Origin of the sequence: Ferrimonas balearica (genome assembly GCF_019802055.1) — a bacterium.
GTDB lineage: Bacteria > Pseudomonadota > Gammaproteobacteria > Enterobacterales > Shewanellaceae > Ferrimonas > Ferrimonas balearica_A.
This window is the reverse complement of sequence record NZ_JAHVHW010000004.1, coordinates 1-24,005: the sequence shown is the minus strand read 5'-3', so window position 1 is coordinate 24,005 and position 24,005 is coordinate 1. Positions and strand designations below refer to the sequence as shown.

Below are 24,005 nucleotides of genomic sequence, written 5' to 3'. Positions count from 1 at the left end.
GTTTAAGGGAATCATGACATGATCATCAAGCCGAAAATCCGAGGTTTCATCTGCACCACCACCCATCCGGTAGGTTGTGAGAAGAACGTGCGGGATCAAATTGCCTACACCCAGAGCCAGGGTGCCATTGCCAATGCGCCGAAGCGGGTGCTGGTGGTGGGCTCCTCCAGTGGTTACGGCCTGGCCTCCCGAGTGGTTTCGGCCTTCGGTGGTGGTGCTGCCACCATCGGTGTGTTCTTTGAAAAGCCGGCGTCCGAAAAGAAGCCGGGTACCGCTGGCTGGTATAACGCCGCTGCGTTTGACAAGGCGGCCCACGAAGCGGGCCTGTACGCCAAGAGCATCAATGGTGACGCTTTCTCTCACCAGGCCAAGCAGAAAGCGATTGAACTGATTAAGGAAGACCTGGGTCAGGTTGATCTGGTGGTTTACTCTCTGGCCTCTCCGGTGCGTAAGATGCCGGAATCCGGGGAACTGATTCGCTCCTCCCTGAAGCCGATGGGCCAGACCTACACCGCCACCGCCGTTGACACCAACAAGGACACCCTGTTCGAAGCCAGCATTGAGCCGGCGAACGAGCAGGAGGTTCAGGACACCGTTACTGTAATGGGCGGCCAGGACTGGGAACTTTGGATCCAGGCGCTGTCCGAGGCCGGTGTACTGGCTGAGGGTTGCCGTACCGTGGCTTACAGCTACATCGGCACTGAAATCACCTGGCCAATCTACTGGCATGGTGCTCTGGGCGAAGCTAAGAAAGATTTGGATCGTGCTGCCAAGGCGCTGGATGACCATCTCTCCAGCATCGGCGGCGCAGCCAATGTGGCCGTTCTGAAATCCGTGGTGACTCAGGCCTCCTCCGCCATTCCGGTGATGCCCCTGTACATCGCCATGGTGTTCAAAAAGATGCGCGAAGAGGGTGTTCACGAAGGCTGTATCGAGCAGATCTTCCGTATGTTCAACGAGCGCCTCTACAAGGCCGACGGCACCGCGCCTCAGACCGACGAAGAGAACCGCCTGCGTCTGGACGACCTGGAGCTTCAGGACCACATCCAGGCCCACTGTAAGGCTCTCTGGCCGCAGTTGACCGACGAGAACCTGAAGGAACTGACCGACTACGTTGAGTACAAAGAGGAGTTCCTCAGCCTGTTTGGTTTTGGCCTTGAGGGTGTGGATTACGACGCCGACGTGGATCCGGTTGTGCCGTTCGACGTGATTACCCTGGAAGGCTAACCTTTCCGGAAAAAGAGAAGGGAGCGTATTACGCTCCCTTTTTTGTGCCCGGGGTTATCGCTCCAGACGAAACACCTGCTCTTCCAGAAGCCGCTTGGTGTACTCGTGCTGCGGATCATCAAAGACCTCTCGGGTCAGCCCCTCTTCAACCACCTGTCCGGATTTCATCACGATCACCCGGTCCGCCATATGGCGAACCAGCCCCAGATCGTGAGACATCAGTACGTAGGCCAGCCCCAACTCCCGCTGCAGTTGCAGCAACAGATTGATGCACTGGGCCCGAATGGAGGTATCCAGGCCGGTAAAGGTCTCATCGGCGACGATGATCTTAGGCTCCAGCATCAGTGCCCTGGCGATGGCGATACGTTGGCGTTGGCCCGGAGCCAGCATATGGGGATAGAAATCCGCGTGCTCACGCAGCAGGCCTACCCGGCTCAGGATCTCCTCCACCGCGGCGCGTCGTGCTTCCGAATCCATGTCGGTGTTGAAGATCAGCGGCTCCTCTAACTGCTCGCCAATCCTCAGGCGTGGGTTCATCGAGGTGCTGGGGTCCTGGAAAATCATCCGGATCAGCCGGCTGCGCTGGCGATAGTTGCGGCTTTCCAACTCTTTGCCGTCCAGCAGGATCTGTCCCCCGGTGCGGGTTTGCGCGCCAGTGAGGATCCGTGCCAGTGTCGTCCGGCCTGAGCCCGCTTCACCAACAAACGCCAATGTCTGTCCCGCTTCCAGATCGAAAGAGAGGGGCGACAGCGCGGTGTGGTACTGACGTCGCCACCAGCCGCCGACCGGGAAACGCTTGTGCAACTGGCGCACTTCCAGCAACGCACTCATGCCTGCGGCTCCTTCTTAATGGGGTTAAGGGGATAGTGGCAACGGAACGCCTGACCCATCTGGGTGCGGATCCTGGGTGGCTGCACGCACTCGCGGCGGGCATAGGGGCAGCGTGGGCCCAATCGACACCCGACCGGCAGGTGATGCATGGGAGGGATGCCACCGGGCAGCGCCGACAGCGGGCTCTTGGCTTCCAGGTGACTGCTGGTGGTCAGCGCGCTCTGGATCAATGCCTGGGTGTAAGGGTGCATCGGCTTATTCAGCAACTGTTTCGCACGCCCTGACTCCATCAGTTGGCCACAGTAGAGTACGCTGATTTTCTTGGCCAGGCGGGCTACTGAGTCAAGGTCGTGGCTGATCAACAGGATGGCGACGCCCCGCAACTGGTTCAGCTTATCCAGAAGACGGTAGATCTGGGCCTGAGTAGCGGTTTCCAAACCGGTGGTCGGCTCGTCGGCAATCAGCAGTTTAGGCTGGTGGGCCAGTGCCATGGCCAGCATCACCTTATGCGCTTGCCCGTCGGTCAATTCCCAGGGGAAGGCTTTCATCATCTTGGTGTGCTGCTTGACCCCCACCTTGTGCAACAGGCGGATGGCATGGGCCTTCTTGGCCGAGCGCTTTTGCCACCACCAGCGGACGCCTTCCGGCTCCGGCATTGCTTCCAGCAGTTGGGTGCCGATGCGGGCCGAGGGGTCGAGGCAGGAGGTGGGTTCCTGAAAGATCATGGCGATCTCACGACCCATCAGGGCGCGTCGTTCGGATGCGCTCATCTCCAGCAGGTTACGCCCGTTCCAGCTTAATCGGTCGGCACGGACATGGGTGCGGCGGTCAACAATCCCCAGAATCGCTTTTGCCAGCAGGCTTTTTCCGGAGCCGGACTCGCCCACCAGTCCATGGATCTCGCCTTCGCCGAGCTTGAGGCTGAAGCGGTCGAGCGCCACGGTTCTGCCGTGTGGGGTATCCAGCTCAATGGTCAGATTACGAATGTCCAACAGGGGCATCAGCCGCGCTCCTCTGCAATGGCCTGGCGCAGGCCGTCACCCACCAGATTGGTGGCCAGTACGGAGAGCAGAATGGCAAGTCCGGGCATGGTGACGGTCCAGGGGGCGCTGAGGACATTATCCAGACCCTGATTAACCATCGCTCCCCACTCGGCCGAAGGGGCCTGAGCGCCCAGCGCCAGGAATCCCAGTGCGGCAATATCCAGAATGGCGTTGGAGAACGCGAGCGTGGTCTGTACCACAATGGCGTCGGTCACATTGGGCAGAATCACGTAGCGAAACTGCTGCCAGCGACTGGCACCATCCAGTCGTGCGGCCATCACGTACTCTTTCTGCATCTCGTCGTGCACGGCGTTGTGCACGGCACGAATAAAGCCCGGCAACAGGGCCAGCCCCACCGCCCAGAACACGTTGTCGAGGCCTGGTCCCAAAACGGCGGCGATCAGCAGTGCCAGTACCACTGAGGGTAGCGACAGCAGCGCGTCCAGCAGGTGGCCCAGCACTGAGGATTTCAGGCCTTCGCTCATGCCGGAGATCGCGCCAATCACGAATCCGGTGGCCAGTGCCACCAGCACGATCAGCGCGGCGTAACCAAAGGTCAGGTGTGCGCCGTGCAGCAGTCGGGAAAAGATGTCCCGGCCCAGATCATCGGTTCCCAGGAAATACTCGACCGAGCCGTTCTGATGCCATGATGGCGGCTTAAGCAGGGCGTCAGCGGCCTGGAATTCGGCATCATAAGGGGCGAGAAGAGGGCCGAACACCGAGATCAGCACCACCAGCGTCAGGCACCAGAGCCCAAGCATTGCGGTAGGCCGATTGGCGAAGTGCTGCCAGATCAGATGCCAGGGTGAGGGGATCTTGTCCTCGTGATAAAGCTGCGGGCTAGCCATGGATCTCTTTCCGACTGATGGGGTTAAGCAACGCTTGCAGGATCTCCATCAGGATCCCGAGCACGATAATAAACAGTGAGATCATCAGGATACCGCCTTGCAGCGCGGTGAAGTCTCCCTGGTGCAGTGCCGTCAGAACCCAACTGCCTAGCCCCGGCCAGGAAAAGATCACCTCAACGATGATGGCGGCAGAAGCGAGGGAGCCAATCTGCAGGCTCAGTGTGCGGAACATTGGGGCCAGCGCATTGGGCAACGCGTGGAACAGGACAAGCCGCAGGCGGTGTACGCCTCGGGCGGTCAGTGCCCGGATGTAGTTCTTCTCCATCTCAGCAATCATCGCGATGCGAATGGTGCGCACAATGATGGTGGTGGGCAGGGTGGCGAGTACGGCGGCTGGCAGAACCAGATGATGGATGGCGTCTTTCAGGGCCGCCCAGCGCCATGAGGCATCAGACAGGGTGATGTCCAGCAGCAGGAAGCCGCTGCGAACGGGCACGTCATACAGCAGGTTGAATCGGCCGGAGGGCGGAAGCCAATCCAGTTGGATGCCAAAGGTCAGCATCAGCAACAAACCGAGCCAGAACACCGGCAGGGAGAATCCCAGCAGGGTTAGCGCCCACAGCAGTTTGGGGATCAGGCCCTGACGGCTGGCGGCGAGAATGCCGAAGGGGATGCCGACAGCCAGAGCCAGCATCATTGCCACAACAGCCAGCTCAAGCGAGGCTGGCAAATAGGTGGCCACCTGCTCAAGAACCGGTTCACCAGAACTCAATGAGAGGCCGAGATCACCGGAGAGGCGGTGTTGAACATAGGCCAGGTAGCCGGAGAGCAGCGAATGCTCCAGCCGGTACTGAGCGATCACTTCAGCTTCTTCAGCCAGAGTGGGCTCCTGAATGCCGCTGAGATTGCTGATGGGATCACCCGGCATCATCAGGGTCGCCGCATAGAGCAGCCCCAACAGCACCAGGGTGGTGAGCACCAGCAGATTGATACGGCGCAACAGATAGGTGTACATCTAGGGTTCCTTGACCACGGCGGAGAAATCGATTCCACCGGTGGTGTGTAACATCGGGCCTTGCCAGGCGCGCTGGCGACCCAGGGTCCGACTGGCATGAGCCAGCGGAAGCAGGGGCAGTTCCTGACGCAGGATATGCTCCAGTTGGCCATACAGGGCCTTTCGGATTTCTTTGTTACTGGATTGACGAGCCTGACGCATCAGGGCGTCAAACTCCGGGTTGCACCAGCGGGCCCGGTTGGAGCCAAACACCAGTGCTTCGCAGCTGAGCAACGGGGTAAAGAAGTTGTCCGGATCGTAGGTGTCCGCGCTCCAGCCAATCAGCACGGTGTCGTACTCGGCGTATTCGAGGCGGTTAACAAAGACGGTCCAGTCGTAGCTGACGATGCGGCTGCTCACGCCAATGGCGGCCAGATCCTGTTGAATCAACTCCGCGGTCTTGATGGCGTTGGGGTTGTAGATTCGGCCCACCGGCATTGCCCAGATGGTCAGATCCAGTTGCTCGACGCCGACCTGCTCCAACAGCAGACGCGCTTTTTCCGGATTGTACTCCGGCAGCGCGGTATTGGGATCGTACGCCCAGGAGATGGGGGGCAGCAAGCCATGGCTGGCGACAGCGGTGTTGTGGTACACCGCCGCCAGAATACGGCGCTGATCGACCGCCAGGGAGAGGGCGCGGCGAACGAGGGGGTTGTCCAGTGGCGGCTTTTGGGTGTTGAAGGCCCAGTAGGCCACGTTGAGTCCGGGCCGGGTGTCTACGGCCAGATCGTCCTGAGCCTGGATTACCGACAGTTCACTGATCTGGGGCAGAGCGGCAACGTCGCAATCGCCGCCAATCAGTTTAATCAGTCGGCTGGTACTGTGAGGCGTGATGTCGAATACCAACTGCTCCAGCGAGACAGGGCCATCCCAATACTGCTCGTGGCGCTGATAGCGGATGTAGTGATGACGCTGGAACCCGCTCAACTGAAAGGGACCGGTGCCGACCGGCTCCAGGTCGATAACCTCGGGTGTCAGGTTGTCCAGCAGCTGCTGACCATATTCGGCCGAGAGGATAATGGCAAAGTCGGTGGCCAGTTCCGACAGGAAGCTGGCGCTGGCGTAGTGGAGGTCAAAGGCGACCTGATGGTCGTCGATGCGACGTATGCCCTTGATCTGCTTTGTCAGGCCGGCACTTTGAAAGTAGGGGTAGCGTCCGCCACCAATGGCATGGAACGGATGGTTGGGGTCCAGCACCCGCTCAAAGCTGAACACCACATCATCGGCGTTCAGGGGGCGGCTAGGCTGGAAGCGCTCTGTGGTATGGAACATGACGTTCTGGCGCAGGGTAAATCGCACCTCCAGGCCGTCGTCGCTGACCTGCCAATGGGTTGCGAGATCCGGCACCAGGGTATCGATTTGTGGGTCAAAACGCAGAAGACGGTTGTAAAGTTGCTTGGCACTTGCGTCGATGCTGGTGCCGGAAGTGGTCAACTGAGGGTTGAAGCTGTCCGGGTCACCTTCAGAGCAGTAGACCAACCCGGACGGGGGGGCGGAAGCGCCGCCACAGCCTGTCAGCCACCCCAGGGCAGCACAGAGTGCCACCAACAACCGTAATTTTGTCATGATTTCAGTTCATAACGCCGTGATCTGCGTAGTCTAGCAAGGCGCAAATTCGGGCTCAAATATCATTACCCAAGAGGTCGTACTTTTTCAGTATGCCTCGTAACTGGTGATAGGTCAGTCCCAGCAGCTCTGCGGTCTTCTTCTGGTTGTACTGGCTCTGGACCAGCGCCTGTTTGAGGATCTGAACTTCGAAGGTCTGGCAGGTCTGTTTGAAATCCAGCGGCAGGCTTGGCACTGCGCTGCCATTTGCACCACTGGGCGCCGGGTTCTCCGCCTGACTGGCTGAGGGAGAGGGCGATGCCGCTGGTTCTGCAGGACGCTGATCCCGGGTGCGGATGGCCGCGCCGGGACGCCACGGAGAGTCGAAAGGGTCGAGAATTATCTCATGCACCGGCAGCTGGGCATTGTTGTGGCGGTAGACGCTGCGCTCCACGGTGTTTTTCAACTCCCGAATGTTGCCCGGCCAGTAATAGTCCATCAGGGTGCGTTTGGCTTTTTCTGTAAAACCGGAAAACAGTTCCAGGTCCAGTTGTCGGGTCATCTGGATGGCAAAGTGCTCTGCCAGCATCAGGATATCTTCCGGCCGCTCCCGCAACGGCGGCAGAGTAATCACGTCAAAGGCGAGTCGGTCCAGAAGGTCAGCCCGGAACTCGCCCCGCTCTGCCAGGGCGGGCAGGTCTTCGTTGGTGGCGCAGATCAATCGGACATCGGAACGAACGGTGCGGCTGCCGCCGACCCGCTCAAACTCTCCATACTCAATCACCCGAAGCAGCTTCTCCTGAACCAGCCCGGAAGTATTGGCCAGCTCATCGAGAAACAGGGTGCCTTTGTCGGCACGCTCAAAACGACCCTCGTGGCGCTTGCTGGCTCCGGTAAAGGCGCCGGACTCGTGACCAAAGAGTTCACTTTCCAACAGGTTCTCATTCAGAGCGGCGCAGTTGAGTTTGAGATAGGGTTGGTCCCAACGGCTGGAAAGAAAGTGGAGACGCTCGGCGATCAGCTCCTTACCGGTACCCCGTTCACCGATAATGAGTACCGGTTTGTTCAGCGGAGCCACCTTGGAGACGTGGTCGAGCACTTCATGAAAGCTGACGGATTGACCGATCAGGTTGTCTTGCTGTCGTGGTGTTGGCATCGGTCCCTGATGTAGTGATTTTGCCCAATAGTTGGTGATTTCCATGATAGGGACGGACAGCTCAAAAATAAACCTCTTGTTAAAGCCCTTTTAAAATAATAACTTACGATAAAAATCGAACTTGGCACGGAATCTGATTGTTGTTGGTCCGAGGGCATATCAACGATTGAGGAAACAGATTATGGGTATTTTTTCTCGCTTTGCTGACATTGTGAATTCCAACCTCAGCGCCTTACTGGACAAGGCGGAGGATCCGGAAAAAATGGTGCGTCTGATCATCCAAGAGATGGAAGATACACTGGTTGAAGTTCGCTCCACCTCCGCCAAAGTACTGGCAGAGAAAAAGGAGATGATTCGCCGCGTTGATCGTGCCGAACGTCAAGTTGAAGAGTGGCAAGCCAAGGCCGAACTGGCGCTGACCAAGGCGCGTGAAGACCTGGCCAAGGCGGCACTGGTTGAGAAGCAGAAAGCGGCTGAACTGGTGGATGCACTCAAGCGTGAGCTGATCAACATTGAAGAGCAGATTGAGCGCCTCAAGGAGGAGATCAGCCAACTGCAGGAAAAACTGAATGACGCCCGTGCCCGTCAGAAGACCATCATCATGCGCAAGCAGACCGCGTCTTCCCGACTGGATGTTAAGCGTCAGCTGGATTCCTCCAAGATTGACCAGGCCATGAACAAGTTCGAGCAATATGAGCGTCGGATTGAAGGTCTGGAAGCGGAAGTGGAGTCCTACGATTTGGGTCAGGCTCGCACTTTGGAAGATGAGTTTGCCGCTCTGGAAGCCGAAGACAAGGTGAACCAGGAGCTGGAAGCCATGAAGAAAAAGATGGCGAAGAAAAAAGCCTGAGTAACGATTGAGAATAGGGGGATCCGACCATGGAAGATCTGATTGCACTGCTGGTGGCACCATTGCTGGTATTTATGTTTCTGGTGGCGCCCATCTGGCTGATTCTGCATTACCGAAGTAAGAAGCAGATCAGCCAGGGCCTCACCGAGGAGGAGTACCAGCAACTGAATGGCCTGTTGCAGCGGGCTGACAAAATGGCGGATCGAATCGAGACCCTCGAACGGATTCTGGATGCGGAGTCGCCGGAGTGGAGGAGCAAGCATGAGCATGAACGGTAAAAAAGAGCTGTATCGGATCCCGGAGCAGGGAAAGGTCGCAGGCGTCTGTGCCGGTGTGGCCGAGTACTTCAACCTGGAGGTCTGGCTGGTTCGAATCGTGGTGCTCTCTGCCATCATCCTGACCGGCGTATTCAGTTTCGCCCTGTTGCTCTACATCGTTGCCTGGGTGCTTTTGGACAAGAAACCGGCGGCGCAGTTTGGCCACCGCTCGGAGCTGAAAACCAAGGTCTGGCAGGCGGGGGAGGCCCCCCGACAGGCGCTTAGGGAGATCAGCACCCGGTTTCGCTCCCTGGAGCTGCGATTGAGGGCACTGGAACAGCACGTGACGTCTGATTCCTACAGCCTGAAACGCGAAATTGACAACCTCAAGTAAAGCCCTCGACGGGCGTCCCTCCCGGGGCGCCCGTTCCCGTTATAGCGAGTCACTGTAGTGTCCCGAGTCGCCAATACCGTAAAACCTCGTTTGAAACTTCTGGGCCAGCAGATGGAAGAGTGGGCCCATCGTGGCCTCGACCAACACCTGCGTGTCGGCATCACCGGTTTAAGTGGTGCAGGCAAAACCGCCTTTATAACCGCGCTGGTTCATCAGCTGCTTAACGCTGAACGGGATCATCTGCCGATGTGGGAGGTGCTGGCGGAGGGGCGTTGGTTGGGGGCACAGCGCGCCCGACAACCGGACCTCACCCTGGCACCGTTTGATTACGATGCTGCCATGGCCTGCCTGCGTGAAGAGCCGCCGACCTGGCCGCCGTCCACCCGGGGCATCAGTGAGATTCGGCTGGCGCTGCGTTATCGGCCGGGCCGCGGTCTGCGCCGACAGTTCAAAGACAGCGTGACCCTTTACCTGGATCTGGTGGACTACCCCGGTGAGTGGTTGCTGGATCTGCCGATGCTGTCTCAAAGCTATGAGCAGTGGTGTGAGCAGGCGTGGGAGCGTCTGCTCGAAGGACCCTGGCAAGGGAACACCGAGGCCTGGCGACAGTCGGTGTCCGAACTGGCGCAGCCTGACGATGCTGCCGTGGCGGCCTGTGCTGAAGCGTACGGGACATTATTGGGCACGCTGCGGCAGCAGGGGGCCACCCTACTGCAACCGGGCCGGGCGTTACTGCCGGGGGAGTTGGCGGGCACACCGGTGATCGCATTCTTTCCGCTCTCTCCCGAGCAGCGTCAGAGTGACAGTGAGCTGAAAAGCCTGATGACCGACCGGTTTAACGCTTATTGCGAACAGGTGGTGAAGCCCTTCTACCGCCATCACTTTGCCCGCTTTGATCGCCAGGTGGTGCTGGTGGATACCCTGACTCCCCTCAATCAGGGCCGTGCATCGGTGGAGCAGATGGGGGATGCCCTGCGAGGAGTATTGGAAAGCTTCCGCTACGGCCCGGGCTCTTTATTACGCCGGCTGTTTAAACCGCAGATCGACAAACTGCTGTTTGCTGCCACCAAGGCGGATCACGTCTCGGTGGATCAGCACCCCAACCTGCTGAAACTGACCCAGAGCCTGATGGGGGAGGCGCAGCGTCAGATCCGCTTCGCCGGTGGCGAGGTGGAAACCATGGTGCTGAGCGCTGTTCGGGCCAGCGAGCAGGGGCAGGTGGATGACGGTAGGGGACCGGTGCCGGTGATCCGCGGCCGCAGACTGGATGGGCAACCCCTGGTCCGTTTCCCCGGTGAAGTGCCGGACAAGCTGCCACCCGCTTCCTTCTGGCAGGGGCAGGGCTTTGATTTTGTGGCGCTGGCGCCGCCTAAGGTGGCGGAGGGGGTATTGCCTCATATGCGGATGGATCATCTGCTGCAATGGTTGCTGGGAGATAAAGTGCGATGAGTGGTTTGAAACCCGCCAAAGAGTTTGAAGCGCAGGAGGCGATGCTCACGCCGGAGCTGAAACCCGCCCAGGAGTGGGAGGAAGCGGCGTGGCAGGATATGACCCCTCAACCCAGTGTTGAACCCAAGCCCCGTGGACGGCGTTGGGGCACCCTGGTGGTTGGATTGCTGGCTACCCTGGCGCTGGTGGAGGCGGGGCTGACCCTGTGGGACAGCTGGCAGCGCAGCCCGGCCCTGTTTGCCCTGTACGGTGTCACCTTTGCGGTGGCCGGAGGCTGGCTGATACGAGGGCTCTGGCGCGAATGGCGACGCCTGGCACAACTGAAGCGGGCAGACGGTCTTCGTCGAACCGGCGAGCGACTGGCGCAGAGCCAGCAGCAGGGGGAGGCGGAGCAAGTACTGACTGAGCTGAAGAAAACCCTGCCGGTATCCTTTGACGGAGCCTGGCAGCAGTTTCAGTCCCAATGTCAGCCCCACCACAGTGACGCTGAGCAGTTGAAGCTCTATGAACTGACCGTACTCAGTGCCCAGGATGAGCAGGCTCAGGCCTGCGTCTATCGCTACTCGGCGCAAGCCAGTCTGCTGCTGGCAGCCAGCCCCATGGCCGCACTGGATATGGCGCTGATGCTGTGGCGCAATCAGGCGATGCTGGATGAGGTTGCCCGCATCTACGGCATTGAACCTGGCTACTGGGGACGGATCCGCCTGGTTCGGATGATTCTGCAGAACCTGTTGTATGCCGGCGGCAGTGAACTGGCGCTGGATCTGGGCACCCAGATGTTGTCCGCGGAGTTGACCGGCAAGCTGTCCGCTCGGGTGGCCCAGGGACTGGGAGCCGGACTGCTGACTGCGCGATTGGGTTATGCCGCAATGGCCCAGTGCCGTCCACTTCCCTACAACGCACGGCAGCGCCCGCCGTTGGTGCAGGTTCAAACCCGCCTGCTGAAGGAGTTGACCCGAATCTCTGCGGATGCTTTGGCCACCGTCCGACAAAAGGCGGGGCGCGGGTCTGGGCCGGAGTTGTAACTGATAATTTACAGGGTGAACAAAGTGTGATCGCGGTCACGCGAGTGACCTCCCCCGGTCTGCGTATAAGTTAGACCAACAGGATCCGTCCCTTTAACAACAAACAACGACGGACCAAGCATCAAGGGGAGTTAGCAACATGGCTGCGTTTAAGCACCAAAGTACCTGCGTGATCCATGGGGGTCACGACAGGACGGCACCGGGGAGTTTAGCCACCCCACTTTATCAGTCCGCCACTTTCGTCTTTCCCAACTGCGAGAGTGGCGGTGCGCGCTTTGCCGGAGAGGAATCCGGTCCCATCTATACCCGTCTGGGTAACCCGACTACCGATGAACTGGAACGCCGTATGGCGCTACTGGAAGGCGCCGAGGAAGCGGTCGCGTTTGGCAGTGGTATGGGGGCGGTTTCGGGCGCTTTGCTGAGCCAACTTTCCTGCGGCGATCACCTGGTGGCCGCCATTGGACTTTATGGCTGCACTCATGCACTGATATCGGAGCAGCTGCCGCGGTTTGGCATTGAAAGCACATCGGTGGACTTCTCCGATATCCACGCCGTTGAAGCGGCGATCCAACCCAACACCCGGGTGCTTTACCTGGAGACACCGGTGAACCCTCATCTGGCGGTTTACGATCTGGACGCCATCGTCGCCCTGGCGCGCCGCAAAGGGTTGCTGACCATCGTCGACAACACCTTTATGACGCCGCTGCTGCAACAACCATTGCGCCACGGGGTGGACATGGTGCTGCACAGTGCCACCAAGTACCTCAATGGTCATGGTGATGTGATTGCCGGGGTAGTGTGCGGTCGTACCGAGTTGATGGCCCCGGTTAGGATGGCGATCCGAAAGGACATCGGTGCGGTGCTGTCGCCTCATGATGCCTGGTTGATACTTCGGGGCATGAAAACGCTGGCGCTGAGGATGGAACGCCATAACGACAATGCGATGGCGGTGGCTCATTTTCTTGAAGCGCATCCCAAGGTTTCCCGGGTCTACTATCCTGGGCTGCCCAGTCATCCGGGCCATCGCCTGCTCGGTCGTCAGATGCGCGGAGCCGGCGGGGTGTTGGCGCTGGAGCTGACCGGCGGTTACGACACCGCGGTTCGGTTTGTAAATCAGCTGAAGCTGTTCAGCATTGCGGTCAGCCTGGGAGACGCTGAGTCGCTGGTTCAGCATCCGGCTTCCATGACCCATAGCCCCTACAGCGCGGAAGACCGCGCTGCAGCAGGGATCAGTGACAACATGGTTCGGCTGGCGGTAGGGCTGGAACACATTGAAGATATCCTGGCGGATCTTAAACAGGCTTTGGCAACATGCGATGAAACGTCGAATGCCGTCGATCTGGCCGGGGAGGAGACACCATGAAGGGAACCCAATATCAGGCCCGCATGCCCGATGCGAATGGCGTGATCCATTACAGCGATGAGGAAAACCGGATCTGGGCCGACCTGATCAGCCGACAGCTGGAGTGCATACAGGGAAAAGCCTGCGATGAGTTTATGACCGGGCTGGCGGCTCTGGACCTGCCGCGCCACCGCATACCTCAACTGTCAGAAGTGGACGCGGTGCTTGAAGCGGCAACCGGATGGCGTACCGCCCAGGTGCCTGCGTTGATCTCTTTCGAGCGCTTCTTTGAGCTGCTGGCCAATAAGCAGTTCCCGGTGGCCACCTTCATCCGAAGCCGTGAGGAGTTCGATTACCTGCAGGAGCCGGACATTTTTCACGAGATTTTCGGCCACTGCCCGCTGTTGACCAATCCGGCCTTTGCCCACTTTACCCATACCTACGGTAAGTTGGGGCTGGCGGCCAACCCCAAGGAGCGGGTCTACCTGGCGAGACTGTACTGGTTTACCGTCGAGTTCGGCCTGGTGAACACGCCGATGGGGCGGCGCATCTATGGGGGTGGGATCCTCTCCAGCCCCGGTGAAACCCATTACGCGCTCTCAGAGGAGCCGGAACATCAGCCGATGGCGGTGTCGGACGCCATGCGTACGCCTTACCGCATCGACATTATGCAGCCCATCTACTACGTACTAGAGTGCATTGATGACCTTTACTCTCTGGCCGAGATGGACCTGATGGCCCTGGTCCATCAAGCGATGGCACTGGGACTGTTTGAACCCAAATTTCCCCCCAAATCACAAGCAAGCTAAGGAATAGCCATGACCGAACTGAGCAAAATGACCTGTGAAGCCTGCCAGGCAGGCGCCCCAAAAGTCAGCGATGAAGAGCTGGCTACTTTGATGAAGGAGTTGCCGGACTGGGCGGCTCCGGTCAAAGAGGGTGTGTTGCAGTTGGAGCGGGTATACCGCTTTAAGAACTTCAAACAGGCCTGGGCGTTTTCCAACAAAGTGGCCGAAATGGCAGAGGCGGAGTTCCACCATCCGGGCATCCTGCTGGAGTGGGGCAAAGTGACGGTAACCTGGTGGACCCACGCCATCGGCGGCCTGCACAAGAACGACTTCATCATGGCGGCCAAAACCGACGCTCTGCTTGAAGAGTGAGTCTGGTCTATGCTCATTAGCCCGCCGTTTGGCGGGCTTTTTTGTGCTGTACAAATGCCGTGGCAGGGCGGTGATTTTCCAGTATGATCTGTGCATCCCGACCAAGATAACGGAACTATAACAACAGGAAGGGCAAGTAATGCGATTACAAGTCAGCTGTGAGGACCGAATCGGGCTCGCCCGGGAAATCCTCGAAGTGCTGGAAAAGCAGAATATCAACATCAACGCCATCGATGCTGGCAGCGCCGGGTATGTGTTTTTGCAGATCCCCGCGCCGAGCTTCGAGGAGTTGCAGATTCTGATGCCGATGATCCGCAAAATCCCCGGGGTCACCGACGTCAAGACCGTGCCATTTATGCCCTCTGAGCGTGAACACTACGCCATGGAGGCACTGCTAAGAACCCTGCCAGACCCCATCTTCGCCATCGACCTCAAAGGCCGAATCTCCATGGCCAATGACTCCATCCTTTCTCTGTTGGGCCTGCCTCGCGATCAGGTGATGGAGGAGCCGGTGGCCAACTGGGTTCAGGGGTTCTCTTTCCTTCGTTGGTTGGGGATGGATGAGGTATTGCCTCAGGCGACCCGTGTGTCCGTGCAGGGCAATCAATACCTGGCTGAGATCTTGCCGATCGACCTGCCAGACGAGGAGGGCACCAGCATTCTGGCCGGTGCCATGGTGCTGCTGAAGTCTCCGGCCCGGGTCGGCAAACAGTTCAACGCACTGAGGGACCAGGTCAGCGGATTTGACACCCTGCTCGCCGAGAGCGACAAGATGCGGGCTCTGCTGGCGGAAGCGCGCCGTATGGCTCAACTGGAAGCGCCACTGCTTATCACTGGGGAAACCGGTACCGGAAAAGAGTTGCTGGCTCGCGCATGTCATGAAGCCAGTCTGCGCCAGGACAAAGCGTTTGTGGTGATCAACTGCGCCTCTTTGCCCGACAGCGTAGCGGAGAGCGAACTCTTTGGTCTGTGTAAATCCCCGGGAGAAGTGGTGAAACGGGGCGTGGTGGAGCAGGCAGACGGTGGGACCGTATTCCTGGATGAGGTGGCGGATATGACGCCACAGCTGCAGGTTAAACTGCTGCGCCTTATTCAGGATGGCTGCTTCCGCCGGGTCGGTGACGATAACGAAATCCGGGTGGATTTGCGGGTGATCTGCGCCAGCCAGAAGGATCTCTCCGAACTGTGCCAGCAGGGCGAGTTCCGTGAAGACCTCTACTACCGAATCAATGTGCTGAACCTGCATCTGCCACCGCTGCGGGAGCGTAAAGCGGACATCATTCCGCTGGCCGAGCTGTTTATGGAGCACTACAGCCAGCAACTGGCCAGCCCCTTGCGTCAACTCTCTGCGGAGTGCCGCGAGTTTATGAAGAATTACGCCTGGCCCGGCAATGTTCGCCAGCTCAAGAACGCCATCTTCCGTGCGGTATCGATGGCCGATGAACGGGGTGATTTGACCCCGGAGCAACTGCGTCTGCCTTCCTGGACAGAGGGCTTCGGCTACTTTGATCAGGAGTTTGAGGGGACGCTGGATGAAGCGGTGAAGCAGTTCGAAGCGAGTCTACTGCGACGCCTTTATCCCGCTTACCCGTCGACCCGACAGTTGGCCCGCAAGTTGGGCGTGTCCCATACGGCGATCGCCAACAAGCTGCGGGAACATGGCATAGGCAAAACAAGAAAGTAAGTTAAGCCTATGAAATAAAAGGGGATGTCGCCCAATGTAAAGCCAGGGTGACATCCCCTTTGTGCGTTCAGGGAAGTGTGATCGGGCGCACACTATTTATTCTTCCGGTCTCATTGTTTAAACAAGCTATCTGACATAACAACAATGTAACCAGGGAGAAGTAATATGGCCCATCAAGCGAATCCGGATTGGAATCCGCTGGGAACTGACGGTTTTGAATTTGTCGAGTACACCGCCCCCGACGCGGCAGGCATTGACGCGCTGAAGTCGCTGTTTGGTCTGCTGGGCTTTGCTGAGATCGCCAAGCACCGCTCCAAGGAAGCCTGGCTGTTCCGCCAGGGCGATATCAACTTCATCATTAATGCGGAGCCCCACTCCCAGGCTGCCGCGTTCGCTAAAGAGCACGGCCCCTCCGTTTGTGGTATGGCGTGGCGGGTAAAAGACGCGGCTGCGGCCCTGGCTCATGCCCTGGAGCATGGCGCGACCGAGTTCGAAGGCAACATCGGTCCGATGGAACTGAACATCCCGGCCGTTCACGGCATCGGTGATTCCACCCTGTACTTTGTTGACCGCTACGGTGACAAGAGCATCTACGACGTCGATTTCCACTTCTACGAGGACGCCGAAGCGCGTTTGAAGGCTGCCGACAAAGGGCTGTATGAAATTGATCACCTGACCCACAACGTGTTCCAAGGCAACATGGACAAGTGGGCGGGCTTCTATGAGCGCATCGGCAACTTCCGTGAGATCCGCTACTTCGACATCGAAGGCAAACTGACCGGTCTGGTAAGCCGCGCCATGACTGGCCCCTGCGGCAAGATCCGCATCCCCATCAACGAGTCCTCCGATGATAAGAGCCAGATCGAAGAGTATCTTCGTGAGTATAACGGCGAGGGGATCCAGCATATCGCTCTGACCACCGATGACATCTATGCGTCAGTGCGGGCGCTGCGTGCTGGCGGTATGGACTTTATGCCGACCCCGGGCACCTACTACGACAAGGTGGATCAGCGTGTACCCGGACATGGTGAGGATCTGGCGGCGATGCGTGACCTGCAGATCCTGGTGGATGGCGCACCGATGAAGGATGGCATTCTGCTGCAGATCTTCACCCAGACGGTCATCGGGCCGGTGTTCTTTGAGATCATTCAGCGCAAAGGCAATGAAGGTTTTGGCGAAGGCAACTTCAAGGCACTGTTTGAATCCATCGAAGAGGATCAAATTCGACGCGGCGTGATTTAATCGCCCGGAATCGATTTGATTCAGGTGAATGAACTGGCGGCGGCCCCCGGGGCCGCCGTCTCTTTTGGCATCTTGGCAAATTGGCAGAAAAGGGCGCTGTACTGGTGTATCAGGCCCAGTTCTCCGCATCGGAAAAATGGTGCTAGCTTAGTGACAAGGCGGATGTGGATCCGCAGAAAACAGGGAAAGTGAATGCTGACACTCTATGGTTATTGGCGCTCCAGCGCTGCCTATCGGGTTCGTATTGCCTGCCACTATAAGGGGCTGGCTTTTGATAACCGTTCCGTTCATCTGGTCCGGGATGGCGGTGAGCAGCATCTGCCGGCTTACGGCGTGTTGAACCCGAACCATCTGGTGCCCACCCTGGTGGATGGAGACCTGATCCTCAACCAGTCCCTGGCGATCATCGAGTATCTGGATGAAGCCTATCCGCTGCCAGCGCTGCTGCCGGAGGGACCGGTGGCTCGCGCCAAAGCACGCGCCCTGGCGCAAAACATTGCAGCGGATTGCCACCCGCTCAATAACCTGCGTGTCCTCAAGTACCTGAGCGGCGAACTGAAGGTCACCGAAGATCAGAAGACCGCCTGGTACCACCACTGGATTAAAACCGCCTTTGATGGGCTGGAGATGCAGTTGGAGCAAACCGCCGGGGAGTTCTGCGTGGGTGATGAAGTCAGCATTGCCGATCTCTGCCTGATCCCACAGGTTTACAATGCTGAGCGGTTCAAGGTACCGCTGGATGAGTATCCGCTGATTCGGGCCATTACCGCTCGTTGCCGCGCGCTTGAAGCGTTTCAGAAAGCGGCGCCGGAGTGCCAACCCGACGCGCTCTGATCCCTCAAACATCACTTTGGGGACGCAACCGCGCGTCCCCGGTCATTTTTTCCGCATCCGGTAACCTGGCCACCTATACTTGCTAATTCGTTACTGTCCCGAGGTTCAGTAACAGTAATCTCTTCTATTTCAAATGGATGCCATCAACTGGTGGCATTGCGTGCTCGGATCCTGCGCGGACCCATGTCGAAGTTTTGCAGTCGCGAGTGAGTGGAGTGCTTGGTAATGCGCCGTTGGAACCGGTAGCATCGCGAACCTTGTTTTTTCAATTGGTCAAACCATTGGGCCAATTTTCCAGTCAAATAAGGTGTTGTTTATGGTGCTTTCCCTGAAAGAGACGGTCTTGGCAGCCATTATCGTGTTGCTGATCGGACGGGGACTGACCCAGCTCTTCGGGGTGCTGCGGCGTTACAACATTCCTCAGCCGGTCAGTGGGGGGCTGTTTGCTTCCGTGATGGCGTTGATTGCCTATGAGCTCTGGGGGCTGGAACTGCACTTTGACATGGCCCTGCGCGATGCCCTGTTGCTGGCATTCTTTACCACCATCGGACTGACGGCACGATTGGATGCCCTGACCCGGGGCGGACGGCCGCTTGGTGTGCTGTTGGTGTTCTGCGTGGGTGGGGTGATTCTGCAGAATCTGGTCGGTCTAGGCATGGCACAGGCGACAGGCCTGGCGCCGGCTGAGGGGTTGCTGCTGGGGTCGGTCTCCCTGTTTGGTGGCCATGGCACTTCGGTTGCCTGGGCTTCCGTATTTGAGGCCCGCTTCGGCATTCCAAATGCGCTGGAGATCGGCATTGGCAGTGCCACGCTTGGCCTGATCATGGGAGGGATTGTTGGCGGTCCCATGGCGCAACGGCTGATTGAACGTCACCAACTTAAATCGGCTGAGCCGGTACTGGATGCCCATCCGCGAGGCGAGACGCCGCGTCGGCGCATCAGCAGCCAGGAGATGTTTGTGGTGCTGATGTACGTCAGCGCCGGCATGATTCTGGGGGGCCTGCTGTCCCGATGGTTGGCCACCCACGGCGTCAATATTCCCGAGTTTCTTGCCTGTATGTTGGTGGGGATGGTGATGACCAACACGCTGCCGCGGATCCTGCCTAAGCTGGAAGCCCCATCGGAAGGGCAGGCGTTGCCACTGTTGTCCGAGGTGAGCCTCGGCCTGTTTCTCTCCATGTCTTTAATGGGGATGCAACTGTGGACCCTGATCGACCTGGCGCTGCCCATGCTGCTGGCGGTCGGTGCCCAGGTGTTGGCCATGCTGCTGATGGTTCGTTTTGCTCTTTTCCCCATGCTGGGGCGCAGCTATGACAGTGCCGTATTGTGTGCAGGCTATATGGGGATGGGGTTGGGTGCGCTGCCCAATGCGATGGCCAACATGAACGCCCTGGTCGGGCGTTATGGGGCCGCGCCGCTGGCCTTTATGATCTTGCCGCTGGCCAACGCGTTCTTTGTGGATCTGGCCAATGCGCTGGTGCTGCAACTGACCATCAACAGCCTGCAGCCCTGAGCCTTAACGGCCGTTCTGCTCCAGCAGGAAGTCGAGGAAGGTCCGGTCCGCCTGAGTGAGGGCGCGGCCGCTCTTCCAACCGACATGCAGATCCATGTAGAGCGGGTCTTTGAACGGGATGGCGCGGATGTCCGGGTCCTGCTCAACCACCATCTTCAGGACCGTGGTGATGGCGAAGCCCTGACGCACGATGCTGCGGATCAACTCAATCAGGTTGGTTTCAAAAGCGATGTCCGGTGTCACGCCGAGATTCTTGGCGAGGTTGTTGATCAGCTCTCGGTGGTAGTAACCGTGCTTGAACATCACCAGTTCATGCTGGAAGAAGGTTTCAATATCGATCTTCTCTTCGCCCGCCAACGGGTGATCCAGCCCCACCGCGACGATCATCTCCTGACGGGTCAGAGGCACGGTTTCCAGTCCCTGATCGGCGGTGGGCTCGATAATGATGCCGATGTCCACTTCGTCCCGCTCCAGCATCCCCTGGATCTCCCGGGTGCCCGCCTCGCACAAGGACAATTTGAGCTCCGGGTAGCGGTGGTGGAATGCCATCAGAAGAGCCGGGAAGTAGTAGGATCCAATCATGCCGGGCAGCGCGATGCGCACTTCGCCCCGATCCAGATCCCGCAGGCGGTTCATGGCGGCTGTGGCCTGCTCAACCCGATCCAGGATCGCCTTGGCGTGAGGCAGCAGCTCTTTGCCCTCAGCCGTTAACTGCACCCGCTTATCCTGACGATGCAGCAACACCAGTCCCAAATCCGTCTCGAGCTTTTTAATGGCCGTACTGACTGCAGGTTGGGCGACCCCCAGAACACGTGCTGCACGGGTAAAACTGGCGTGTTCCGCCACCATGACGAAGTTGCGAAGCTGACGAAGATCCATAGTCGAAGCGCTGATCCCGGAATTTTTGTGGCAGTTTTCCTAATATGCCAGCATTAAAAACAAATACATAGACTTATAAACCGCTGGCGATCTCTTTTTCTGTGGTTGTTTGCGGCTCCGGTTCCGGCCAGGTCATGCGTCGGAAGTGGTGATGGGCAAACTGGAGGGTGGCCACCATTCCCAGCACGCCGGAAAGGCTCAACACCAGCCGGGTATCCCATATCGCTAAGGCGCTGCCGGCGAGCGCCATAAGGACGTTGCCAAGGAAGAAGGTTGTGGCCATCAGCCCCATCAGGATCCCCTGGCTATAGGCACCGCCCCGTTCAGCCAGGTAGCTGGGCAGCATGGCGTTATAAAGCGCGATGCCTGCCCCCATCAGGACAAAGGGCAATACGTACTGACCCTGACTCAGAGGCAGCAGCATCAGTGGCAGGCTGAACAGCGTCATGCCAACGATCCCCGCCCTGGCGAGACCCAATCGTCGCTTCAGTTTCATATTGAGCAGGGTTGCCACCAGGATCATGATGCTGGTCAACAGCACGGTGGCCCAGGCGATCTCGATACTGGAGAAGTGACGCTGCTCCACCAGCCAGACCGGATAGAACTCGTAGAACCCATTGACCGACAGCATCAACATTAAATAGAGGCCGAAGAATGCGCGGATCTTAGGATGGCGCAGCAGTGCCAGGCTGTGACTGTGCTCCGCTTGGGTGCTGGCTGATGTTGGCTTATCGGCGGGCAGCGCGATGGCGATAACCCCAACCGCAAGGCCACAAGCGACGGCGGCGGCAATAAAGGCCATGGATGCGCCCAGGGGTAATAGCAGGCCGCCCAATAGAGGGCCGACCAGATAGCCGGCGTAAGTGGTGGCGCTCAGTAGCGAGAAGGCTCGGGTTCGGTCTATCCGGGGGTGGAGATCGGAGGCGATTGCCCGAGCGACACTCAGGTTGCCTTCGCAGAGTCCGGTCAAAAATCGACTGATGGCAAACAGCAGAAAATCCCCTTCGCTGATCGCCCAGGCGGAGAGGGCGTAGCCGAGTGCCGACCCTGCCATGGTCCAAAGTAGGATCAGGCGTCGACCATGGCGATCAGACCAGGCGCCAATAACATTACTGCCAGCCAGAATACCCAGGGGGTAGATGGCCAGTACGGCGCCAAGAAGCAGTTTGGTCGGTAGGCCCGCAAACTGGCTGACGGGGTGCGCTATCTCAAGAAACAGCGGGGCGAGGATAGGGTAGGGCAGGGCGACACCACTGACGCTGATCAGGGTGACCAGCGCTGTGGTGGCAAGAATACGGTGTGGGCTCATCACGACCCCTTTTAATAAATAAACTATTTTGTTTACTTATATCCGAGTGCCGCGCTCAGGTAAAGCTCATTTTGTGTTCAGTCGGCTCAGTACCTCATCACTGGGAATCAACTCCAGATGACCCTGCTCATCGAAGTACCACCCCTGGATGTAGCCCAGTCGCTGCATCTTCTTGAAATCGTCAACCACCTGCTGTGCTTCTCGATCCGCACGAGCCTGGTCGTAACCGTGTATCTGCTTCAGGTAGGAGGCGATGCTTTCCACCGGAGCGGATTGGGAAATGTTGTCAGACATCACGCTGCTCCTTTGGGGGATCTCTGCCAAGCGTAGAACACCCGGCGCGGTCTGTCGGTTGCGCGGGATCAATCCACGGAGTAAACCTCCGCGACGATGATTGGTGAGCAGGCGCTTGGCTGCTAAACTACCGGGCTTACTGGCCAACCGGCCGTCGATGTTTGTTGAGAATCGAGAAGGACATGACCGTTAAAACCCGATTTGCGCCCAGCCCCACTGGCTTTCTTCACGTGGGCGGTGCCCGCACCGCGCTGTACTCCTGGCTCTATGCTCGTAGCAAGGGTGGCCAGTTTGTATTGCGTATCGAAGATACCGATCTGGAACGCTCTACCCAGGAAGCCATTGATGCCATCATCGAAGGGATGGAGTGGCTTGGCCTGAATTGGGATGAGGGTCCGTACTACCAGACCAAGCGTTTTGATCGCTACAACCAGCTGATCGACCAGTTGCTGGCTGAGGGCAAGGCCTACAAGTGCTATTGCTCCAAAGAGCGTGTGGATGCCCTGCGTGAACAGCAGATGGCCAACGGTGAGAAGGCTCGCTATGACGGTCATTGCCGTGATGGCAACCATGAGCACGCTGAAGATGCCCCGTTTGTTGTGCGCTTCAAAAACCCCACTGAAGGCAAAGTGGTGTTTGACGACCACGTGCGTGGCCGCATCGAGATCGACAACAAAGAACTCGATGACCTGATCATCCGTCGTACCGACGGTGCGCCGACCTACAACTTCTGTGTGGTTGTTGACGATTGGGATATGGGCATCACCCAGGTGGTGCGTGGTGAAGACCACATCAACAACACCCCGCGTCAGATCAACATCTACGAAGCGCTGGGTGCGCCGGTACCGGAGTTTGCCCACGTTTCCATGATTCTTGGTGATGACGGCGCCAAGCTTTCCAAGCGCCACGGTGCCGTGAGCGTGATGCAGTACCGCGATGACGGTTATCTGCAGGAAGCGTTGCTGAACTACCTGGTTCGTCTGGGCTGGTCTCATGGCGATCAGGAGATCTTCACTCTAGAAGAGATGACTCAGCTGTTCACCCTGAAAGCGATCAACAAGTCTGCGTCTGCTTTCAACACCGACAAACTGTTGTGGCTGAACCAGCACTATATGAAGTCGCTGCCGGCAGAACGCGTTGCGGAAGAGCTGAAGTGGCACTTTGATGACCAGGGCATCGACCTGAGCAATGGCCCGGCACTGACCGACCTGATCCCGGTGATGGCCGAGCGCAGCCAAACTCTGAAAGAGTTGGCCGCCACCAGCCGCTACTACTACGAAGATTTTGCTGAGTTTGAAGCTGGCGCCGCCAAGAAGCATCTGCGTCCGGTTGCTCAGGAACCTCTGGCCCTGGTTCAGACCAAATTGGCAGCGTTGACCGAGTGGACCGCGGAAGCGATCCATAAGTGCATTCAGGACACTGCCGATGAGCTGGAACTGGGTATGGGTAAAGTGGGTATGCCGCTGCGCGTTGCCGTAACCGGAGCGGGCCAATCTCCCAGCCTGGATCAGACTATTTTGTTGATTGGACAAGCACGTTCTGTTGAGAGAATCAGCAAGGCGGTGGAATTTGTAGCAAGCAGAGCGAATTCCTGAAAAACGTGTTGACTCTCTTTGGGGGGCTACCTAAAATGCGCCTCGCACTGAAGGGGACGCCCCCTGAAGCGCCAAGAGAGTTGGGGCTATAGCTCAGCTGGGAGAGCGCTTGCATGGCATGCAAGAGGTCCGCGGTTCGATCCCGCGTAGCTCCACCAACTTTCTAAGGGGCCGCCAACGCGGCCCTTACTGTCCGGGGTCCCCTTCGTCTAGAGGCCTAGGACACCGCCCTTTCACGGCGGTAACAGGGGTTCGAATCCCCTAGGGGACGCCACTTATTTGCCTTCGGGCAAGCACCATGGTCAATGACGGTGGTGTCGCATCGATAAGATGTGTCTCTTATCACCAGAGATTAAACGGTGAGTCCGGGGTCCCCTTCGTCTAGAGGCCTAGGACACCGCCCTTTCACGGCGGTAACAGGGGTTCGAATCCCCTAGGGGACGCCACACTTTCTTGCCTTCGGGCAGACGCTGC

The 24,005-nt window shown here is 58.4% G+C and carries 23 protein-coding genes and 3 tRNA genes; 17 read left to right on the top strand and 9 right to left on the bottom strand.

Annotation, left to right across the window (positions count from 1 at the left end):
* The first annotated feature begins 18 nt into the window (after positions 1–18).
* Positions 19–1,227 (top strand): enoyl-ACP reductase FabV, encoded by a 1,209-nt coding sequence (gene fabV, locus KUV52_RS01075; RefSeq protein WP_222524093.1) that lies wholly within the window; start codon positions 19–21, stop codon positions 1,225–1,227.
* Between the two features lie 54 nt (positions 1,228–1,281).
* On the opposite strand, the gene KUV52_RS01070 is transcribed toward fabV, so the two are convergent.
* The 6 genes from KUV52_RS01070 to pspF are packed head-to-tail and all read right to left on the bottom strand — an operon-like array spanning position 1,282 to position 7,704.
* A complete protein-coding gene (locus KUV52_RS01070; protein ID WP_222524092.1) occupies positions 1,282–2,058 on the bottom strand; it encodes an ATP-binding cassette domain-containing protein in 777 nt (258 codons plus the stop codon).
* Positions 2,055–3,059, bottom strand: coding sequence for an oligopeptide/dipeptide ABC transporter ATP-binding protein (locus KUV52_RS01065; protein WP_222524091.1), 1,005 nt, complete (start codon positions 3,057–3,059; stop codon positions 2,055–2,057). The genes KUV52_RS01070 and KUV52_RS01065 overlap by 4 nt, the downstream gene beginning before the upstream one ends.
* Positions 3,059–3,949 (bottom strand): ABC transporter permease subunit, encoded by an 891-nt coding sequence (locus KUV52_RS01060; RefSeq protein ID WP_222524090.1) that lies wholly within the window; start codon positions 3,947–3,949, stop codon positions 3,059–3,061. The genes KUV52_RS01065 and KUV52_RS01060 overlap by 1 nt, the downstream gene beginning before the upstream one ends.
* Positions 3,942–4,964: an ABC transporter permease gene (locus KUV52_RS01055; RefSeq protein ID WP_222524089.1), complete on the bottom strand. Its 1,023-nt coding sequence runs from the start codon at positions 4,962–4,964 to the stop codon at positions 3,942–3,944. Before KUV52_RS01055 ends, KUV52_RS01060 begins: the two co-directional genes overlap by 8 nt.
* Positions 4,965–6,569, bottom strand: a complete 1,605-nt coding sequence (locus tag KUV52_RS01050; protein WP_222524088.1) for an ABC transporter substrate-binding protein — start codon at positions 6,567–6,569, stop codon at positions 4,965–4,967.
* 55 nt (positions 6,570–6,624) lie between these two features.
* On the bottom strand, positions 6,625–7,704 hold the full coding sequence (pspF, locus tag KUV52_RS01045) for a phage shock protein operon transcriptional activator (RefSeq protein WP_222524087.1): 1,080 nt from the start codon (positions 7,702–7,704) through the stop codon (positions 6,625–6,627).
* A 181-nt stretch (positions 7,705–7,885) separates the two neighbouring features.
* Here pspF and pspA point away from each other — a divergent pair, with 181 nt between their 5' ends.
* From pspA to gltS, 12 genes are all read left to right on the top strand, one after another.
* Entirely contained in the window at positions 7,886–8,554 is a 669-nt protein-coding gene (gene pspA, locus KUV52_RS01040) for a phage shock protein PspA (RefSeq protein ID WP_222524086.1), read from the top strand.
* Between the two features lie 29 nt (positions 8,555–8,583).
* Positions 8,584–8,832 carry an envelope stress response membrane protein PspB gene (gene pspB, locus KUV52_RS01035; protein ID WP_222524085.1) on the top strand — a complete coding sequence of 83 codons (249 nt, stop codon included), beginning with the start codon at positions 8,584–8,586 and terminating at the stop codon, positions 8,830–8,832.
* Positions 8,816–9,205, top strand: coding sequence for an envelope stress response membrane protein PspC (pspC, locus tag KUV52_RS01030; protein WP_222524084.1), 390 nt, complete (start codon positions 8,816–8,818; stop codon positions 9,203–9,205). The genes pspB and pspC overlap by 17 nt, the downstream gene beginning before the upstream one ends.
* Before the next feature lie 57 nt (positions 9,206–9,262).
* Entirely contained in the window at positions 9,263–10,654 is a 1,392-nt protein-coding gene (locus KUV52_RS01025; RefSeq protein WP_315900182.1) for a YcjX family protein, read from the top strand.
* On the top strand, positions 10,651–11,679 hold the full coding sequence (locus KUV52_RS01020) for a YcjF family protein (protein WP_222524083.1): 1,029 nt from the start codon (positions 10,651–10,653) through the stop codon (positions 11,677–11,679). Before KUV52_RS01025 ends, KUV52_RS01020 begins: the two co-directional genes overlap by 4 nt.
* A 139-nt stretch (positions 11,680–11,818) precedes the next feature.
* Positions 11,819–13,042, top strand: coding sequence for a trans-sulfuration enzyme family protein (locus tag KUV52_RS01015; protein ID WP_222524082.1), 1,224 nt, complete (start codon positions 11,819–11,821; stop codon positions 13,040–13,042).
* Positions 13,039–13,830 carry a phenylalanine 4-monooxygenase gene (gene phhA, locus KUV52_RS01010; RefSeq protein ID WP_222524081.1) on the top strand — a complete coding sequence of 264 codons (792 nt, stop codon included), beginning with the start codon at positions 13,039–13,041 and terminating at the stop codon, positions 13,828–13,830. Before KUV52_RS01015 ends, phhA begins: the two co-directional genes overlap by 4 nt.
* Before the next feature lie 9 nt (positions 13,831–13,839).
* Positions 13,840–14,181 carry a 4a-hydroxytetrahydrobiopterin dehydratase gene (locus KUV52_RS01005; RefSeq protein WP_222524080.1) on the top strand — a complete coding sequence of 114 codons (342 nt, stop codon included), beginning with the start codon at positions 13,840–13,842 and terminating at the stop codon, positions 14,179–14,181.
* Positions 14,182–14,320: 139 nt separating this feature from the next.
* Positions 14,321–15,865 carry a transcriptional regulator TyrR gene (gene tyrR, locus KUV52_RS01000; protein WP_222524079.1) on the top strand — a complete coding sequence of 515 codons (1,545 nt, stop codon included), beginning with the start codon at positions 14,321–14,323 and terminating at the stop codon, positions 15,863–15,865.
* 165 nt (positions 15,866–16,030) lie between these two features.
* Positions 16,031–17,107: a 4-hydroxyphenylpyruvate dioxygenase gene (gene hppD, locus KUV52_RS00995; protein WP_222524078.1), complete on the top strand. Its 1,077-nt coding sequence runs from the start codon at positions 16,031–16,033 to the stop codon at positions 17,105–17,107.
* Positions 17,108–17,299: 192 nt separating this feature from the next.
* A complete protein-coding gene (maiA, locus tag KUV52_RS00990) occupies positions 17,300–17,941 on the top strand; it encodes a maleylacetoacetate isomerase (RefSeq protein WP_222524077.1) in 642 nt (213 codons plus the stop codon).
* 316 nt (positions 17,942–18,257) lie between these two features.
* Positions 18,258–19,454 (top strand): sodium/glutamate symporter, encoded by a 1,197-nt coding sequence (gene gltS, locus KUV52_RS00985; protein WP_222524076.1) that lies wholly within the window; start codon positions 18,258–18,260, stop codon positions 19,452–19,454.
* Between the two features lie 3 nt (positions 19,455–19,457).
* On the opposite strand, the gene KUV52_RS00980 is transcribed toward gltS, so the two are convergent.
* From KUV52_RS00980 to KUV52_RS00970, 3 genes are all read right to left on the bottom strand, one after another.
* Entirely contained in the window at positions 19,458–20,333 is an 876-nt protein-coding gene (locus KUV52_RS00980; protein WP_222524075.1) for a LysR family transcriptional regulator, read from the bottom strand.
* Positions 20,334–20,406: 73 nt separating this feature from the next.
* On the bottom strand, positions 20,407–21,642 hold the full coding sequence (locus KUV52_RS00975) for an MFS transporter (RefSeq protein ID WP_222524074.1): 1,236 nt from the start codon (positions 21,640–21,642) through the stop codon (positions 20,407–20,409).
* Positions 21,643–21,708: 66 nt separating this feature from the next.
* A complete protein-coding gene (locus KUV52_RS00970) occupies positions 21,709–21,936 on the bottom strand; it encodes a hypothetical protein (RefSeq protein WP_222524073.1) in 228 nt (75 codons plus the stop codon).
* Positions 21,937–22,118: 182 nt separating this feature from the next.
* Between KUV52_RS00970 and gltX the strand changes: the two genes are divergently transcribed.
* The 4 genes from gltX to KUV52_RS00950 all read left to right on the top strand — a co-directional run bounded on the left by gltX (position 22,119) and on the right by KUV52_RS00950 (position 23,977).
* Positions 22,119–23,531, top strand: a complete 1,413-nt coding sequence (gltX, locus tag KUV52_RS00965; protein WP_222524072.1) for a glutamate--tRNA ligase — start codon at positions 22,119–22,121, stop codon at positions 23,529–23,531.
* Between the two features lie 82 nt (positions 23,532–23,613).
* Positions 23,614–23,689 (top strand) — tRNA-Ala (locus tag KUV52_RS00960).
* 40 nt (positions 23,690–23,729) lie between these two features.
* A tRNA-Glu gene (locus KUV52_RS00955) sits at positions 23,730–23,805 on the top strand.
* A gap of 96 nt (positions 23,806–23,901) precedes the next feature.
* Positions 23,902–23,977, top strand: a tRNA-Glu gene (locus tag KUV52_RS00950).
* The last annotated feature ends 28 nt before the right edge of the window (positions 23,978–24,005 follow it).